Raw genomic sequence first — 17,417 nt, forward strand, 5'->3', positions numbered from 1 at the left:
CGCGCCGATGGACATTACCCAGGACTTGCATGAGGACGGCACCCTTCGCTTTTTGCCGAATCGCCTCAACACCCAACCCGTCGTCGTCGGCGGCCTGACCACGGACGAGATGTTCGCCACGGTCGGCATCTGTGCTGCATTTGGATTCGCAGTGGGCATCCCGTTTGCTTTCTTCGTTACACCGGCCATGCCGATCTTCGCCGCCCTGGCGTGTGGCGCCCTGGGCCTGGTATCCGCAGGACGGATCCTGCGCCGTTGGAAGCGCGGCCACCCGGAAACCTGGCTCTGGCGCCAAGTCGATTGGCGCCTCGCGCATTGGGGACTGGCGGGTCGCCGCCTGGTCATCCGCAGTGGTGCCTGGACCTGCAAGCGGATGGTGGGGCTATGAGCCGCGCGTGGAAGCTGTCCGATTCGCAGCGGGCGCATATCACCACCCTGCGCCTTGCCCTGGGCCTGGTCAGTGGCATCGCGATCTGGAACGGCTACGGCTGGTACAGCGCGCCCAAGGATCTGACCGTGCACGTGCCACCGGACCTGCGTTCCGGGAGCACACGCCCCTGGTGGGAGATCCCTCCCGAGTCGGTCTATTCCTACGCCTTCTACATCTTCCAGCAGATGAACAGCTGGCCAGCTGATGGCGAGAAGAACTACAGCGACAACATCGTCCGCTTGACCCCCTTCATCACCCCTTCTTGCAAGGCCTATCTGGAGGGGGACGAAGCGCTCAAACGCAACAGCGGCGAGCTGCGCAAGCGCGTGCGCAACGTCGCGGAGATCCCCGGATCAGGCTACGGCGACGACCCCACCCGCCGCGTCCAGGTGCTCGGCAACAGCGAGTGGACGGTCATGCTCGATGTCGTTGCGAACGAGTACCTGGGTGGCGAGAAGGTCAAGACGGCGCTCACGCGCTACCCGCTCCATATCGTCAGATCCGACGTCGATCCCGAGAAGAACCCCTGGGGCATGAAGTGGGACTGCTACAGCGGTCAGCCGCAGCGGATCGAGGCCGGCGTCGAAGTCAAAGCTCGAGGTACACCATGAGATACCGCCCCTCCCTCGCCCTGGTGCTGGGCGGCCTGCTGCTGAGCAGCCTTGCCCAGGCCATCGAGATCCGCAAGTGGGAGCGTGTTCCCCTGGCCATCCCGCTCGTGGTGGGCCAGGAGCGAATCCTATTCGTTGATGCCAACGTTCGGGTCGGCGTCCCTCCCGCCATCGCTGACAAACTCAGGGTGCAAAGCACCGGCGGGGCGATCTATCTCCGGGCCAAAGACCCGATCGAGCCCAGCCGCCTGCAGCTGCAGAATGCGGCCACCGGCGAGATCATGCTGGTCGACATCGCCGCAACGCCGGCCCAGGAAGGCCAGGCTGCGCTTGAGCCGATCAAGATCGTTCCAGGTGACACGACCCCGGCCCGCTATGGTCAGGCGGTAGCGGCCGCTCCCAAGTCGTCGGCCAAGGCAAGCCGGCAAATCGATGAGGATGAAGACGAGCCAGCCCCTCCCAAGCGGGAGACGCCAATTCCTGTCGTGCTCACCCGCTACGCCGCCCAAATGCTCTATGCGCCGCTGCGCACCGTGGAGCCGGTCGACGGCGTCGCCCAGGTCAGGATCGACAAGCGCCTGGACCTGTCGACGCTGCTGCCGTCGCTGCCGGTTGAGGCCAGTCAGCTGGGCGCCTGGCACCTGGATGATCACTGGGTAACTGCCGTGAAGCTGCGCAACCAGACCGGCCAGCGCCTGGCCCTGGATCCGCGTGAACTCATGGGCGACTTCGCCACCGCGACCTTCCAGCACCCCTACCTCGGCGCCCGGGGCGATGCCAGCGACACCACCGTGCTCTACCTGGTCACCCGGGATCATGGCCTTGGTCAGTCACTGCTGCCCAGCCTGGGCGCTGCAGATCCTCGCGTCACCACGGAGGCCCGCCATGCAGCTCAGAAGTAATCCACTCCTCAAGTATGCGCTGCTGGGGGTTCTGGCCCTGGTGGTCTATGTCGGCGTGACCCTACTCGGTAAGGGCAAGCCTCAAACGCCCGAACAGCCACAGTCCGCCCAGCTCACACCTGAGCAGGCCAAGGCGCTGGGGATCGAGGGCGACACGGCAAACGACACCTTGCGCACCATCGTCGTCGAGAGCCGGCAGCTCAAAGAGCAGATGAGCAAGGCCTTGAGGGACAACGAGGAGGCCAAGCGGGAGAACGACGCTCTCAAGGCTCAGCTGAACAATATCAACGCCACGGTCGATAGTCGCGTCCAGGCGGGCATCAACCAGAGCCTGGAGAACCAGCAGAAGCAGACGCAGGGTCTGTTCGATGGTCTGCAGAAGCAGCTCAACACCCTGTCGCAGATGGGTAACCAGACGGGCAGTGGTACCGGCTCCAGCGCCGACATGCCCATCGGACTTGGCATCGCTCCTGGGGAAGGCAATCAGTTCAAGAAAGGTGGCTCGGATCTCGTCTGGATCGAGCCGCAGGATGGCACCGCAGTCGACGCCAATGGCAAGCCCCTTGCTGCCGGCAGCGGCCAGGCCGCCAGCGGGTTCGCCTTCCCGACCGCCTTCGGCGCCGCTGGCCAGAAGACCTTGGACGCTGCCTCCGGTGGCGCTCAGCGCGCAGCCGATGGTATGGGGGGCGATGAGCCGTCCCGCAAGAAGGTCCGCAAGGTCTACACCCTGCCGCAGAACTCGACGCTGATGGGTTCGGTGTCCATGACCGCCCTGGTGGGCCGCGTACCGGTTGACGGCACGGTCAACGACCCCTACCCCTTCAAGATCCTGATCGGCCCCGACAACCTGACCGCCAACGGCATCGACCTGCCCGACGTCGCCGGCGCCGTCGTAAGCGGGACGGCCTCGGGTGACTGGACGCTGTCTTGCGTGCGCGGCCAGATCCGCAGCATGACCTTCGTCTTCACCGACGGCACCGTGCGTACCCTGCCGGCGCCCCAGGAAAACGCTGGTCAGCAGAGCAACGGACAGAACAACCAGAACGCCTCCACCAATGGCCAGCCTGCCGCGGTTCAGGGTGGCATGGGCTGGATCAGCGATCCCTACGGCATCCCGTGCATCGCCGGCGAGCGACGCAGCAACGCCGCCCAGTACATCGGCTCTCAGGCCCTCATCACCGCTGCCGGCGCCGGCGCCGCCTCGCTGATCAAGAACGACGGCACGACCTCAAGCTACGTCCAGACCCCGAACGGCACCATCGGCACGAGCGGCATGTCCGGCAACGAAGCCATGGGCAAGATCCTGAACCAGGGCGTCAGCGACATCTCCACCTGGGTGAACAAGCTCTACGGCCAGGCCTTTGCCGCCGTGTACGTGCAGCCCGGGGCGAAGGTGGCCATCCACCTCGACCAGGAGCTGGCCATCGACTACGAACTCAAGGGCCGCAAGGTCGACTATCGGACAGGAGCTCGCCATGCCTCGGCTGCCCTCGATTAATCGCACACGACTTCAGATAGCGGCTGTACTGGCCCTGGCCCTGCTGGCCAGCGGCTGCGCGGTCGACAAGGAGAAGATGCTCCCCCATGGCGACCAGACCATGATGGACGTCTGGAATGCCGGTACCACCGGTTCGGTCGGCAGCAGCCAGGGTCGCCAACTGGTCGATGCCCGGGCAGAGCTGCGCCGTCCGGTGGACACGAGCCAGGCTCGGCCGCTGGCGGACAACGCCGGCTATTCGCGCACCGCGCAGAACGAGATCTACAGCCAGTTCAAGCGCCTGCCCAATCCGGACCTGGTCATGTACGTCTTCCCGCACCTGGCCGGCTCCGACCCCGCTCCCATCCCCGGCTACACCACCGTTTTCCCGCTCTACCAGCGTGTGCAGTACGCCATGCCCGGTGAGCGGGTGGAGAACTACTGATGGGCATTTTCGAACGCCTGCGTGGCAAGAAGACCCCCAAGACTTCGACTGCTGAGCCAGCGCTGGTGGAAAGCCAGCAAGCGCTTGATGAGCCAGCTGATAACACTGAGCCAGTCATTCATCCTGAATCCATCCGGGCCACCCGCGCCCTCGAGGTCGACGAGGAAGCCGCCTACCAGCGCTACCTGGATCGTCTAAGAGCGCACGGTATCCCTGAGCCAGGTGCCTGGATGACCGGCAAGGAAAAACGCGGCGACCGTGGCAGATGTGGCCAGGCTCTACGACGTCAATCCCAGCTTCACCAACCTGCTGCCCTGGGTCGAATACCTGCCCGAACACCAGGCGATGCTTCTGGAAGACGGCAAGTCGCTGGCCGCCTTTTTCGACCTGGTGCCGATCGGCACCGAGGGCCGCGAAGCCAATTGGCTTCGCCAGGCCCGCGACGCCCTGGAGAACGCCCTGCAAGACGCCTTCGATGAGCTGGAGCAGAGTCCCTGGGTCATCCAGTTCTATACCTTCGACGAGATCCAGTTCGACGGCTATCTCACCGAGCTGGCCAACTACATCCAGCCACGGGCGCGCGGCTCCGAATTCACTCAGCTTTATCAGAGCCTGATGAAGCACCACCTGCATGCCATCGCCAAGCCTGGCGGTCTGTTCAAAGACACGGCCGTATCCCACCTGCCCTGGCGTGGTCAGCATCGGCGGGTGCGGATGGTCGTTTCCCGCCGCAGCATCGGCGACGGTCTGGTCAGGGGGCAGGCACCTGCCGCCTACCTTGCGAACATCTGCAGCCGGCTGACCGGCGCGCTACGCAACGCCGGCGTGACGGCTCACCGCATGGACGAGCGCGCCATTCGCCACTGGCTCCTGCAGTGGTTCAATCCGTGCCCGGATCACCTGGGCACCTCGGCCAAGGACCAGCAGCGGTTCTTCGAGGTGGTCAACAGCGCCTTCGACCAGGACGAGTTGCTGGCCGAAGGCACGATTCCCTTCCTGGCCAGCGGGACCGATTTCTCCCAGTGCCTGATGTACCGCGAGCCTCGCTCGAATGCGCAGAAGGGCCTGTGGTTCTTCGATGGCCAACCTCATCGTGTGGTGATGCTGGATCGGCTGCGTACTGCCCCGAGGACCGGCCACATGACCGGCGAGCGCACCTTTGGCGACGCCCTGCATGCCCTTTTCGATGAGATGCCCGAGGACACCGTGCTGGCCATCACGCTGGTAGCCACGCCCCAAGACACGCTCGAAGCCCACCTCAACAACTTGCACAAGAAAGCCGTCGGCGACAACCAGGCTTCCGCCCTGACCCGTGAGGCCATCAAGGACGCCCGTCAGCTGATCGGGCGTAAGCACAAGCTCTACCAAGGCAGCGTAGCTTTCTACGTCCGGGGTAAAGACGAGCAGGAGCTGGAGCAGCGCTGCAACCACCTGACCAACACCCTGACCAGTGCCGGTATCGAGCCTGTGCGGCCTGAGGATGAGGTGGCTGCACTCAACAGCTACCTGCGCTGGCTGCCCGGCAACTTCGATCCCAACCAACCGCGGGCGCTGCAGTGGTACACCCAGCTCATGCTGGTTCAGCATGTCGCCAACCTGGCGCCCATCTGGGGCCGCTCGACCGGAACGGGACATCCGGGTATCACTCAATTCAACCGCGGTGGCAGTCCGCTGACCTTCGATCCACTCAGTAAGCTCGATCGGCAGATGAATGCGCACGGCTTCGTTTTCGGTCCTACCGGTGCTGGCAAATCGGCGACGCTCAACAACCTCTTGATCCAGTGGCTGGCCATCTACCGGCCGCGCATCTTCGTGGCCGAAGCCGGTAACAGCTTTGGACTGCTAGCGGACTTTGCCCAGCGTCTCGGCCTGACCGTCCATAAGGTCCGCCTGGTTCCCGGCGCTGGCGTCAGCCTGGCGCCCTTCGCCGACGCGATCCGTCTGGCCGAGGATCCGGCTCACGTGGCCGTGCTCGATGCCGAGGACCTCGACGCCTCAGACAAGGTCAGCAGCCCGAAGCCCGACCTGGAGGACGATCAACGCGACGTGCTCGGCGAGATGGAGATCGTGGCTCGCCTGATGATCACCGGCGGCGAAGAAAAAGAAGACGCCCGCATGACACGAGCCGACCGCGCGGCCATCCGACACGCCATCATCAACGCCGCCAAGGCCTGCTCCAAGGCTGAGAAAACGGTGCTCACCCAGGACGTGCGCGACGCACTGAGCGAAGCCTCACGTGACGAACGCCTGCCTGCGCCGCGCCGGGAGCGTCTGCAGGAGATGGCCGAAGCCATGGAGATGTTCTGCATGGGCGCCGATGGCGAGATGTTCAACCGCCCCGGCACGCCCTGGCCAGAGGCTGACCTGACCGTGGTGGACTTTGCCACCTATGCCCGCGAGGGCTACCAGGCGCAGCTCGGCATCGCCTACATCTCCCTGCTGAACTCGATCAACAACATCGCTGAGCGCGACCAGTACAAGGGCCGGCCGCTGATCAAGCTGACCGACGAAGGCCACATCATCACCAAGCACCCGCTGCTGCTGCCCTATGCGATGAAGATCACCAAGATGTGGCGGAAGCTCGGCGCCTGGTTCTGGCTGGCGACCCAGAACATTGATGACATCCCGGTTTCCGGCGCGCCGATGCTCAACATGATCGAGTGGTGGATCTGCCTGAACATGCCGCCGGATGAAGTCGAGAAGATCTCCAAATTCCGCAATCTGAGTACCGCCCAGAAGGAACTGATGCTGTCGGCGCGCAAGCAGAGCGGCGCCTATACCGAAGGCGTGGTGCTCTCCAAGTCCATGGAGACGCTCTTCCGCGCGGTGCCGCCCAGTCTCTATCTGGCGCTGGCTATGACGGAGCCTGAGGAGAAGGCGGAGCGCGCCCAGCTGATGGAAGAGCTCGGCACCGACGAGCTGGGCGCCGCGCTGGCCGTCGCCGCCCGTTTGGACCGGCTACGGGGGATCGAACCCTACCCCTTAAAGCTGCCACCTGCACCGGCTCGAGGAGCCCGGAGATGAGAGTGATGGACCAATTCACTCAGGACCTCATCGACAGCCTGACCGGCTTGCTTCGGCAGCCGCACCTGCCGGAGACGCTCACCGCCCTGCAGATCTGCGCACCGGTCTTGATCAGCAACCTGCAGGCAGTGAAATCACGCGCGGTGGATCGCCGTGAGATCGAGGCCCAACTCGACACGGCGCTCAAGGACTGGCTGACCAAGCATCCGCAGCCGGATGACGCACAACAGGCGCTGCTGGAGGTGCTGCATCGCGACGTGCTGGGCCGGCAACTCGATCAGCCTTCTGCCCATGAGGCTTCGGCATGATTAGGGGAGCTATATCTCGGCAACCAGCGGCAATGGCTCTCATACTGCTGGCCGTGTTGTTCTATGTCCTATGGCACCTCTTTGGATGGCTCGCAGCAGTAGAGCCACGAGTTACTCCTGAGCCACCGACCTTCATCTATGGGGCTGCCAAAGCCCGCTTCACGCTGATCGAGTACGGCGACCTGGAATGCCCTTACTGCAAGGAAGCCTACCCGCAGGTCAAGCAGCTGATTGATCGGCACGAAGCGCTGAACTGGCAGTGGCATCACCTGCCGCTGCCCATGCACGGCGAAGCAGCGCAGCAGGAAGCACGCCTGGTCACCTGCGCCGGTTGGCTGGGCGGTAATTCGGTGTTCTGGCAGGCGGTCGAAGCCGTCTACCAGCACAGCCGCGGCAACGGCGCCGGCCTGGCAGTGCCGATTGATCAGCTCGGTCTGCAACCAGCCGTATCGCTGCAGCACCTGCAGGCGTGCATCCAGGACAACACGACCGTGCGCCGGATAGTCGCTGAGCAGACCGCAACCGCAGCGCAGAAGCGGATCGAGGCCACCCCAACCCTCGAGCTCCGGGACAATCGGTCTGGTCGTACGATTCGGCTCCCATCCCTGCTGGACGATGCCGGCATGCTATCGGCAATGGACTGGCTGGCGAGTCAGGGAGGTGCGGATGCGCAGCAGCGCCAATGACATCCCTCCGTGGCTTGCCAGTCTGTCCGATCGGACGCTACGGCGGCTCAACAGCCGCCTCATCCATCTTCTGCGGATGATCGATGCCGAGATGCAACGCCGCGATACCCCGCATCACCGCTCTCCAATGCCAGGCAACTCCGATGAGCAATCCCGCTGATACCCCTCTACACCGTGTGACCAGTGAGTTACCGAAGCCCAGGATCGTGTTTGAAGCCGGCAGCGCACTTTTGCCGATCCAAGCTGGCACGAGCCACCCAGGGATCGAGTAACCATTGGCTGTTCCGAGTGGGCGTCTATGAGCATCAAGAGTCATACGGCAGTGAACGCGAAGCGATGGAGTCGGCCGAGCGATTGCTCTTCACCCTTTTTCGTGACATCGCGGATGAACAGGTAATGGCTGCACTTCGCCGTGGGGATACAGCCCTCGCGATGCGATATGCCGAACGCCGAGCTACTGGCAGGGACGCCGAGAGGAAAAGAAGCTGCATCAGCTCGCCGTAGGCAATGCATTGGCAGCATTGAGACACCTCACCTGAAGCAGATGTCGGTTTACGACCCAAACAGCCGTTGGCGGAGGGCAGTTAACGGCTAGCAGCGCGAAGAAGCTCCACCTGGCCACTGGCAATGGCGACTTCTAAAAGGTCGTCCAACTGACAGGGCGCGCCGTACCTCACAAACCGCCATCAAGACCCAACGCTATGTGTGCCAGCAGACAGACGCCCCATATCCAGACTTCCACACTGAATGGGCATCCCCTCAAGCTGTCGTGCCCGCGGCAATAGTGCGAAAGGCATCTCCGCGTCGTTGTCTACGTTTCGCGCTGAATGCTAAGGAAAACATGGATAGGCAATGGCTTCGAGCAATCCAACGGCTGTGGCATCCCGCACCGCGCACCTTCCAGTATGAGCCGGCCTTGCGCGCGGAACTGTTCAGTCTTGAGCAGATGGCGGCCCACGGCGCTCATCTCGCCCGACAACATCAGCTGAGCACCCATACCACCTCGGACGCCCTGCTTCATCGCCTTGCCGAGAATGCCGCCGTACTGGCCAGCAGCGGCCAGGCGATGGCCGTGGCCGCACTGTCCAGTCAACGCGCCACGCCAGCGGCCGCCTGGCTACTCGACAATTTCTATCTGGTCGAGGAGCAGATACGCACCGCTCAGAAACACCTGCCCAAAGGTTACTGCCGTGAGCTGCCCGGTCTGGAAGACGGCCCCTCGCGCACCTTTCCGCGGGTGTATGACATCGCGCTGGAAACCATCTCCCATGGCGACGGCCGCGTCGACAGCGAGAGTCTGAGTCGTTTCGTCACCGCTTATCAAACGGTGACGCCCCTGACCCTGGGCGAGCTGTGGGCCATTCCCATCATGTTGCGCCTGGCGTTGATCGAAAATCTTCGACGTGTCGCGTCGCAGGTAATGGCCAGCTGGACCGATCGCAACCTCGCCGATGACTGGGCAGACCGTTTCATTTCGACGGCGGAGCACGACGCCAAGAGCGTCGTGCTGCTGGTAGCCGATCTTGCGCGCTCCGCACCGCCGATGACCAGCGCCTTCGTTGCGGAGCTCTCCCGACGCTTGCAGGGCCAGAGCACGTCACTGGTGCTACCCATGACCTGGATCGAACAGGCCCTGGCGGAGTCCGGCCAGGGTGTCGAACGCCTGATTCATCTCGATGGCCAACTGCAGGCTACGGAGCAGGTGTCGATCAGCAACAGCATCAACAGCTTGCGGCTGCTATCGGCGGTGGACTGGCGCGAGTTCGTCGAACGCCTGAGCGGGGTCGAACAGGTGCTGGCCAAGGACCCGGCCGACATTTACAGCCGCATGGATTTCGCCACTCGCGATCACTACCGCCACGCCATCGAGCGCCTGGCGCGCAGTTGCTCGTCTTCCGAGATTGACATCGCGCAGGCGGCCATCGGGCTCTGCGACGCCGCAGCCGAACAGGATCCAGTGCAGAAGCACGTCGGTTTCTACCTGGTGGGCGCGGGGCTGGCCACCCTGGAAATACAGCTGGGTGCCCGACGCTCCCTGGTGGAGCGCTGCCGCAGGATACTGCGTGGCGCGCCCATGGCGTTCTTTGTCGTGCCCGTTCTGGCGCTCAGCCTGCTGTTGGCCTGGCCTTTCTTCACCGGGTCGAAAGCGGACGGCTGGGGACTCTGGACGATACTGCTGCTTGGCGGGCCGATAATGGTAATGACCAGCCAGCTGGCCATCGCGCTGGTCAACCGCCTGGCGACCCTGACGCTGCGACCGGACATCCTGCCCCGCCTGGATTTCAGTGCCGGTATTCCCTCCGATGCACGCACCCTGGTCGTGGTGCCAACCCTGATCGGCAGCGTTCAGGATGTGGAAGAGCTGATCGATGGCATGGAGGTACGCTTTCTCGCCAACCGCGACGCCAACCTGCATTTCGCCCTGCTCACCGATTTCATGGATGCCCAGAGCGAAGTCCTCGAGAGTGACGCGGGGGTGCTGCACTACGCGAGCCAGGCTATCGAAGCCCTGAACCTGAAGTACCCGGAAACCGGCGCGGCGCGGTTCTTCCTGCTGCATCGCCCACGGCGCTGGAATCCTACCGAACAGCGCTGGATAGGCCATGAGCGCAAGCGCGGCAAGATAGCGGACCTCAATGCACTGCTACGTGGGCATGGCGCTGGATGCTTCTCGCTGGTGGTCGGCAACCTCTCCGCCTTGCCCAGGATCAGCTACGTCATCACGCTGGATACCGACACCCAGCTGCCGCGCGAGGTGGCGCGGCAGCTCCTGGGGGCGATCTGCCACCCGCTCAACCAGCCGCGCTTCGATGGGCGCCAGAAACGCATCACCAGCGGCTACGCGATCCTGCAACCCCGTGTCGGCATCAGCCTGCCAAGCATCGCCCGCTCCTCCTACGCTCAGTTGTTCGGCAGCGACGCGGGCGTGGACCCCTATACCCGTTCCGTCTCCGACGTCTATCAGGACATGTTCGGCAATGGCTCCTTCATCGGCAAAGGGATCTATGCCGTGGACGCCTTCGAACATGCCCTGCAGGACCGCTTTCCCGAAAACCGTATTCTTAGCCACGACCTCATCGAAGGCTGCTATGCCCACTCTGGTCTGATCAGCGATGTACAACTCTATGAAGAGCATCCGGCGCGCTACAGCGCCGATGCCAAACGCCGTCATCGCTGGATCCGCGGTGACTGGCAGTTACTGCCGTGGCTGATGCCCTGGACCCCGAAATCCGATGGTGGTCTGGAGCCGAATCGGCTGACGCACCTGGCCTATTGGAAGATCATCGACAACCTGCGTCGTAGCCTGGAGCCGGCCGCCTTTCTCGGGGTACTGCTATGGGGGTGGTTCGCCAGCCCTCATCCACTGGAATGGAGCCTGGGTGTACTGCTGCTGGTGATCACCCACCCCCTGATCAGCGCCTCGCTGGAGCTGCTACACAAAGCCCCGGACATCCAGCTCGGTCAGCACCTGAAGGTGGTCCTTCGCAGTGCGACCCAGCAGTTCACGCGGGCGCTGCTGAGCCTGGTGTGGCTTCCCTTCGAAGCCTTCAGCAGCCTGGATGCCATCGGTCGCACGCTGTGGCGCCTGACCATCAGTCGCCGCCATCTGCTGCAATGGAATTCGTCCCGCGAAGTGGAGCGCAGCAGCCGCAACGACCTGTCGGGCCTGTATCGGCTGATGTGGATCGCGCCATTGCTGGCGAGTGTCGTCGCCGCGCTGCTACTGGGTGATCTCTGGGCCTTGGCATGCGCAACGCCTTTCCTGCTGGCCTGGCTGCTGGCACCGGCCGTCGCCTATCGGTTGAGCCAGCCAAGTGACCCCTCGGTATTCACGCCGTCACCCGCAGACCAGCAATTTCTGCGCGCCCTGACGCGCAAGACCTGGGCCTTCTTCGACGATCATGTGGGCCCTGGCGATAACTGGTTGCCACCGGACAACATTCAGGAGCAACCAACGTCGGTGATCGCACACCGAACCTCACCAACCAACATGGGCATGGCGCTGCTGTCCCACCTGGCCGCCCATGACTTCGCCTACTTGAGCGGCGGTCGCCTGCTCACACGACTGGACAAGGCCCTGGCCAGCATGTCGCGGCTGGAGCGTCATCGCCGCCACTTCTACAACTGGTACGACACCCAGACGCTGCAACCGCTGCCACCGCGTTACGTGTCTACGGTGGACAGCGGCAATCTGGCTGGCCTGCTACTGACGCTGCGCTCCGGGCTTTATGAATTGCCGCACGCGCCACTGCTCAGCGCAGATTGGTGCAATGGCCTGGCGGACTGCCTTGCCGTACTGCGAGAGGCAGTACGGGCGAGCGAACTGGATGAGCACCTGCTCGACGGTGCGCTTAGCGAATTGGCGTCCGCCCACACGCTTGAAGGTCTGCACGAGATCAGTACCGTCCTGCAGCGCCTCATTGTTTGGGCCGAAGCTCTGAAACCCGCACTGGAAGTGGCTCCCGAAGCCGACTACTGGCGCCAGGCGCTGTTTGCGCAATGCCAGGATCTCCACGGCGAGGTGGCCAGCCTTACCCTCCCTGGATCCCCCCTGGCATCAGCCAGTTGGCATGAGCTGGCGCAGCTGGAGGTCACGCAGTGGCCCATCGACGAACAGCCTCGGGTACGGGCGGTGATCGCCCAGGCCAAGGAGCGCATCGGCACCGCGCTGCGCCTGGCGGATATCACTGCCGACCTGGCCGACATGGACTTCACCTTTCTCTACAACCCGCAACGCGAGCTGCTGACCATTGGCTACAACGTCGAGGAACAACGCCTGGACGGCGGCTACTACGATCTCCTGGCATCGGAAGCACGTCTGACCAGTTTCCTGGCCATCGCGCAGGGCCAACTGCCACAGGAAAGCTGGTTCACCCTCGGCCGGCTGCTGACGAGCAACGGCGGCAATCCCGTGTTGCTGTCCTGGACCGGCTCGATGTTCGAGTACCTGATGCCGATGCTGGTCATGCCCACCTATGCCGGCACCCTGCTCGACCAGACCTGCCGCGCGGCCGTGGCGAGACAGATCGAATACGGCCAGCAACTGGGCCTGCCATGGGGCGTATCCGAGTCCGGCTACAGCACCCTGGACGCGCAACTCAACTACCAGTACCGGGCCTTCGGCGTGCCCGGGCTCGGTCTCAAGCGCGGGCTGGGCGAAGACCTGGTGATGGCACCCTATGCCTCGGTTCTGGCGCTGATGGTGGCGCCAGAAGCCGCATGCAAGAATCTCCAACGCCTGGCCGGCATGGGCATGGCTGGCCGCTATGGCCTGTATGAAGCCATCGACTTCACCAGCGCCCGCCTCCCTCCAGGGCAGCACGCCGGACTCATCCAGTCGTTCATGGCGCACCACCAGGGCATGAGCCTGCTGTCACTGACCCATGTCTTGCGCCAGCGGCCCATGCAGCGTCGCTTCGAAGCCAATCCGCAGTTCCAGGCCACGTCCCTGCTGCTGCAGGAGCGGGCGCCTAGAAGTGCCGCGCAGTACCTGCACACCGCCAATGCCGCGCTGGAAGGCCAGGTCTCCCGCGCCAGTGAAAACAAGCTGCGGGTCTACACCGATCCTTGCCGGCGGCACCCGGCCGTGCAGTTGCTTTCCAACGGCCGCTACCATGTGATGATCAGTAATGCCGGCGGCGGCTACAGCCGCCGCGACAACCTGGCCGTCACGCGTTGGCAGGAAGACATCACCTGCGACGACACCGGCACCTTCTGTTACCTCCGCGATGTGGACAGCGGCGATTTCTGGTCCTCGGCGCACCAGCCCACCTTACGCAGGACGGAGGGCTTCGAGGCAATCTTCACCGATGCCAGGGCCGAGTTTCGGGTCCGCGAACGTGATTTCGATGTCCATACCGAAATTGTCGTTTCGCCGGAAGACGACATCGAGTTACGGCGCCTGCACATCAGCAATCGCAGTGGACGGCGCCGAACCCTGGAGCTTACCAGCTACGCGGAAGTGGTCCTGGCCCCCGCCTTGAGCGACGCCTTGCACCCGGCCTTCAGCAAGCTATTCGTGCAAAGCGAACTGCTCACCCCGCTGCAGGCCATCCTGTGTAGCCGGCGGCCACGCTCCAGTGATGAAAAGGTGCCGTGGTTGTGTCACCTGCTGGCGGTCCACAATGCGGACATCGCGGCGATCTCCTACGAAACCGATCGAGCCCGCTTCATCGGTCGTGGGCGCAATTTGACGCACCCTGCCGCCATGGATGCCGAGGCGCTTTCCGGTACCGCCGGCGCGGTGATCGATCCCATCGTGGCCATCCGCTGCCGGATCACCTTCGATCCAGGCCAGATCGCCACCATCGATCTGGTGACCGGCGTGAGCGACAACCGTGAGGGTTGCCTCCAGCTGATCAACAAATACCGCGACCGCCGCCTCGCTGATCGCGTCTTCGACCTGAGCTGGACCCACAGCCAGGTGCTGCTGCGCCAGCTCAACACCTCCCACGCCGAGGCGCGGTTGTTCGAGCAGATGGCTGCGTCCATCATCTATACCAATCCCTCACTGCGGGCCGCACCGAATATCCTCGCGGCCAATCAGCGCAATCAAAGCGGCCTCTGGGGCCAGGCGATCTCGGGCGACCGACCCATAGTGCTGCTGCAGATTTCCACGGCTATCCATATCGATCTGGTGCGCAAGCTGGTGCAGGCTCACGCCTACTGGCGACACAAAGGGCTCAGTGTCGACTTGGTGATCTGGAACGAAGACCAAGCGGGTTATCGTCAGGAACTGCAGGATTCGATCATGGAGCTGGTCACCTCGGGCAGCGAGGCGCACTTGATCGATCGGCCAGGTGGCATCTTCGTCCGGCCGGCGCAACAGCTCTCCCATGAGGATCGTGTGCTGATGCTGGCGGTCGCTCACCTGGTGCTCAGCGACGAGCGCGGCAGTCTCGCCGAACAGGTCCACCGGCGCCGCGCGGAACCGAGGCTACCGGCTTTCGATGCCAAGCTATTGCCCAGCGTCGTTCCGACGGCTGCGACTCCGCTGGACGGTGCGTCCCTGATCCTCGGCAACCCCCATGGCGGCTTCAGCGCCGATGGCAAGGAATACGTCATTCACTCGCATGCTGGACAGCGCACGCCAGCGCCCTGGGTGAACGTGCTGGCAAACCCCAACTTCGGCAGCGTGATATCGGAAAGTGGCAACGCCTACACCTGGTATGAAAATGCCCACGAATTCCGCCTGACCCCATGGCGCAATGATCCGGTCAGCGACCCAGGCGACGAGACCTTCTACCTACGCGACGAAGACAGCGGCCACTACTGGTCGCCCACGCCCTTGCCCCGCCCTGGCAAGGGTACCTACGTGACCCGGCACGGCTTTGGCTATAGCGTGTTCGAACACGAAGAAGACGGTATTCGCAGCGAACTGTGGGTCTACGTATCGTTACAGGATCCGGTCAAGTTCTCACACCTGAAAATCCATAACACTTCAGATCGACCCCGGCGACTGTCGATCACCGGCTACGTGGCCTGGGTCCTCGGAGACCTTCGCGAGAAATCCTGCATGCACGTGGTCAGCGAGGCCGACCCGAACAGCGGCGCGCTCCTGGCACGCAACAGCTACTCCATCGAGTTCCCAGGCCGGGTGGCCTTCTTCGATGTCGATATGCCGATCGCCAGCAGTACCGCCGGCCGCTGTGACTTCATCGGCCGCAACGGACATCTCGCGGCGCCGGCAGCGATGGCTCAGCCCCACCTGTCCGGGCGCAGCGGCCCAGGGCTCGATCCTTGCGCTGCCCTACGGGTGGATATGCAACTGGCTCCTGGCGAGAAGCGCAGCGTCACCTTCCGGCTCGGCGCGGCGCAGGATGCCACCTCGGCATCGCATCTGGTGCTACGCATGCGGGGCAACGTCACTGCAGAAGCGGAATTGCAATGCGTCCGCGAGCACTGGCACGACACGCTGGGCAAGCTGCAGATCACTACGCCGGAGCCGGCCGTGGACGTACTGGTCAATGGCTGGCTGATGTATCAGGTGATCGCCTGCCGCTTCTGGGCCCGCAGTGGCTATTACCAATCCGGCGGGGCGTTCGGTTTCCGCGATCAGTTGCAGGACAGCATGGCTATGCTGCACGCCGACCCGGCCGCGGTTCGCCAGCACCTGCTGCTGTGTGCTGCCCATCAATTTATCGAAGGCGACGTGCAGCATTGGTGGCACCCGCCCCTGGATCGGGGTGTGCGTACCCGCTGCTCCGACGACTATCTCTGGCTGGCCTGGGCGACCAGCCGCTACGTCAAGGTCACAGGTGATGCCAGTGTCCTCTTGGAAAGCGTGGGTTACCTGGAAGGACGCGCGCTGAACAATGGTGAACAGTCCTATTACGACCTGCCGACCCGCTCCCCTTTACGAGAGACGCTGTACCAGCATTGCGTGAGGGCTATCGAGCATAGCTTGGCGCGTGGCGCTCACGGCTTGCCGCTGATGGGTGACGGCGACTGGAACGATGGCATGAATCGCGTCGGCGAAGGGGGCAAGGGTGAAAGCGTCTGGCTCGGTTTCTTTGGCTACGACGTGCTCCGCCGCTTCGCCACAACCGCCCTGCTCCATGACGATGCCGCCTTTGCCAAGCGCTGCAAAGAAGAGGCCGAGACGTTGCGCCTCAGCCTCGATGCGCACGCGTGGGACGGAGACTGGTATCGCCGCGCCTACTTCGATGATGGCAGGCCTCTGGGCTCGGCCAGCAATGATGAATGCCGCATCGACTCCATCGCCCAGAGCTGGTCGGTGCTGTCAGGCGCGGCGTCGGAGCCGCGCCAACGCGCGGCCATGGCGTCTCTGGAGCAGCACCTCATGCGTCGTGATCTCGGCTTAGTGCAGCTGCTTGATCCGCCCTTCGACCAGGGTGTACTCGATCCTGGCTACATCAAGGGCTATGTACCCGGTGTTCGCGAGAACGGTGGGCAGTACACCCATGCGGCGGTGTGGGCGGGCATGGCGTTTGCCGAGTTGGGAGACAGTGGCCGGGCATGGGAGCTACTGCGGATGATCAATCCAGTCGGCCACGGGAAAGATGCCACCGCCATCTACAAGGTCGAGCCCTATGTCGTGGCTGCCGATGTCTATGGCATGCCGCCCCACGAAGGACGGGGCGGTTGGAGCTGGTACACCGGCTCGGCCGGCTGGATGTATCAGCTGATCGTCGAGTCGCTCCTCGGCGTGCAACGCAGCGGCAGCCAGTTGCGCATCCGCCCGGTGCTGCCGGCAGAGTGGGCGACCTTCAGCATGGAGTACCGGTTCGGCACCACCCTCTACCGCATTGCGCTTTCCCGCGGTGACCTGCCCCGGCCGACCATTCAAATGGACGGCACGATGGTGCAAGGCGACAGCATCGATTTGATCGACGATGGCCTGGAGCATCAGGTCGATGTGCGCTGGCCGGACAACTAGAGCTGCGCAATGCCAGAGCGCTCCGAGCCCTTCGCAGCAGCGCGCGAGACAGAGGGACAGGACTTGACGACGCAGGACCGGCGAAAAGCCGCATCATGCAAGGATATCCCTGATATTCACGACTGGGACAGGGC

The 17,417-nt window shown here is 63.6% G+C and carries 9 protein-coding genes and 1 pseudogene; 9 read left to right on the forward strand and 1 reads right to left on the reverse strand.

Going from position 1 to position 17,417, the window contains the following annotated elements; genetic code table 11:
- The first annotated feature begins 7 nt into the window (after positions 1–7).
- Genes QE444_RS18005 through QE444_RS18025 form a run of 5 tightly spaced genes read left to right on the forward strand, consistent with a single transcriptional unit; the run spans position 8 to position 3,865 of the window.
- Positions 8–388 carry a TIGR03750 family conjugal transfer protein gene (locus tag QE444_RS18005; RefSeq protein WP_309740497.1) on the forward strand — a complete coding sequence of 127 codons (381 nt, stop codon included), beginning with the start codon at positions 8–10 and terminating at the stop codon, positions 386–388.
- Complete coding sequence (locus QE444_RS18010; protein ID WP_309740499.1) at positions 385–1,041, forward strand: PFL_4703 family integrating conjugative element protein; 657 nt, start codon at positions 385–387, stop codon at positions 1,039–1,041. Before QE444_RS18005 ends, QE444_RS18010 begins: the two co-directional genes overlap by 4 nt.
- The gene (locus QE444_RS18015) at positions 1,038–1,943 is read left to right on the forward strand and encodes a TIGR03749 family integrating conjugative element protein (protein ID WP_309740502.1); all 906 of its coding nucleotides are present in this window, start codon (positions 1,038–1,040) and stop codon (positions 1,941–1,943) included. Before QE444_RS18010 ends, QE444_RS18015 begins: the two co-directional genes overlap by 4 nt.
- Positions 1,927–3,441, forward strand: a complete 1,515-nt coding sequence (locus QE444_RS18020; protein ID WP_309740504.1) for a TIGR03752 family integrating conjugative element protein — start codon at positions 1,927–1,929, stop codon at positions 3,439–3,441. The genes QE444_RS18015 and QE444_RS18020 overlap by 17 nt, the downstream gene beginning before the upstream one ends.
- Entirely contained in the window at positions 3,419–3,865 is a 447-nt protein-coding gene (locus tag QE444_RS18025) for a TIGR03751 family conjugal transfer lipoprotein (protein WP_309740505.1), read from the forward strand. The genes QE444_RS18020 and QE444_RS18025 overlap by 23 nt, the downstream gene beginning before the upstream one ends.
- Here QE444_RS18025 and QE444_RS18030 read toward each other — a convergent pair.
- On the reverse strand, positions 3,859–3,987 hold the full coding sequence (locus QE444_RS18030) for a hypothetical protein (RefSeq protein WP_309742058.1): 129 nt from the start codon (positions 3,985–3,987) through the stop codon (positions 3,859–3,861). The two genes, QE444_RS18025 and QE444_RS18030, sit on opposite strands and share 7 nt — an antisense overlap.
- On the opposite strand from QE444_RS18030, the pseudogene QE444_RS18035 reads away from it, so the two are divergent.
- From QE444_RS18035 to QE444_RS18050, 4 genes and pseudogenes are all read left to right on the forward strand, one after another.
- Positions 3,931–6,889: pseudogene (locus QE444_RS18035) on the forward strand (conjugative transfer ATPase). The gene QE444_RS18030 and the pseudogene QE444_RS18035 sit on opposite strands and share 57 nt — an antisense overlap.
- On the forward strand, positions 6,886–7,197 hold the full coding sequence (locus tag QE444_RS18040; protein ID WP_309740507.1) for a hypothetical protein: 312 nt from the start codon (positions 6,886–6,888) through the stop codon (positions 7,195–7,197). The pseudogene QE444_RS18035 and the gene QE444_RS18040 overlap by 4 nt, the downstream one beginning before the upstream one ends.
- 32 nt (positions 7,198–7,229) lie before the next feature.
- Complete coding sequence (locus QE444_RS18045) at positions 7,230–7,883, forward strand: thioredoxin domain-containing protein (protein ID WP_309740509.1); 654 nt, start codon at positions 7,230–7,232, stop codon at positions 7,881–7,883.
- Between the two features lie 841 nt (positions 7,884–8,724).
- Positions 8,725–17,283, forward strand: a complete 8,559-nt coding sequence (locus QE444_RS18050) for a GH36-type glycosyl hydrolase domain-containing protein (RefSeq protein ID WP_309742029.1) — start codon at positions 8,725–8,727, stop codon at positions 17,281–17,283.
- Positions 17,284–17,417: the final 134 nt, after the last annotated feature.

It is taken from the genome of Pseudomonas sp. SORGH_AS_0199, from assembly GCF_031453735.1.
GTDB classification, from domain to species: Bacteria; Pseudomonadota; Gammaproteobacteria; order Pseudomonadales; family Pseudomonadaceae; genus Chryseomonas; species Chryseomonas aestiva.

Coding starts and splice junctions, on each gene's coding strand:
- QE444_RS18005 (WP_309740497.1), top strand. CDS start 8: ATGGACATTACCCAGGACTTGCATGAGGACGGCACCCTTCGCTTTTTG.
- QE444_RS18010 (WP_309740499.1), top strand. CDS start 385: ATGAGCCGCGCGTGGAAGCTGTCCGATTCGCAGCGGGCGCATATCACC.
- QE444_RS18015 (WP_309740502.1), top strand. CDS start 1,038: ATGAGATACCGCCCCTCCCTCGCCCTGGTGCTGGGCGGCCTGCTGCTG.
- QE444_RS18020 (WP_309740504.1), top strand. CDS start 1,927: ATGCAGCTCAGAAGTAATCCACTCCTCAAGTATGCGCTGCTGGGGGTT.
- QE444_RS18025 (WP_309740505.1), top strand. CDS start 3,419: ATGCCTCGGCTGCCCTCGATTAATCGCACACGACTTCAGATAGCGGCT.
- QE444_RS18030 (WP_309742058.1), bottom strand. CDS start 3,987: ATGAATGACTGGCTCAGTGTTATCAGCTGGCTCATCAAGCGCTTGCTG.
- QE444_RS18040 (WP_309740507.1), top strand. CDS start 6,886: ATGAGAGTGATGGACCAATTCACTCAGGACCTCATCGACAGCCTGACC.
- QE444_RS18045 (WP_309740509.1), top strand. CDS start 7,230: ATGGCTCTCATACTGCTGGCCGTGTTGTTCTATGTCCTATGGCACCTC.
- QE444_RS18050 (WP_309742029.1), top strand. CDS start 8,725: ATGGATAGGCAATGGCTTCGAGCAATCCAACGGCTGTGGCATCCCGCA.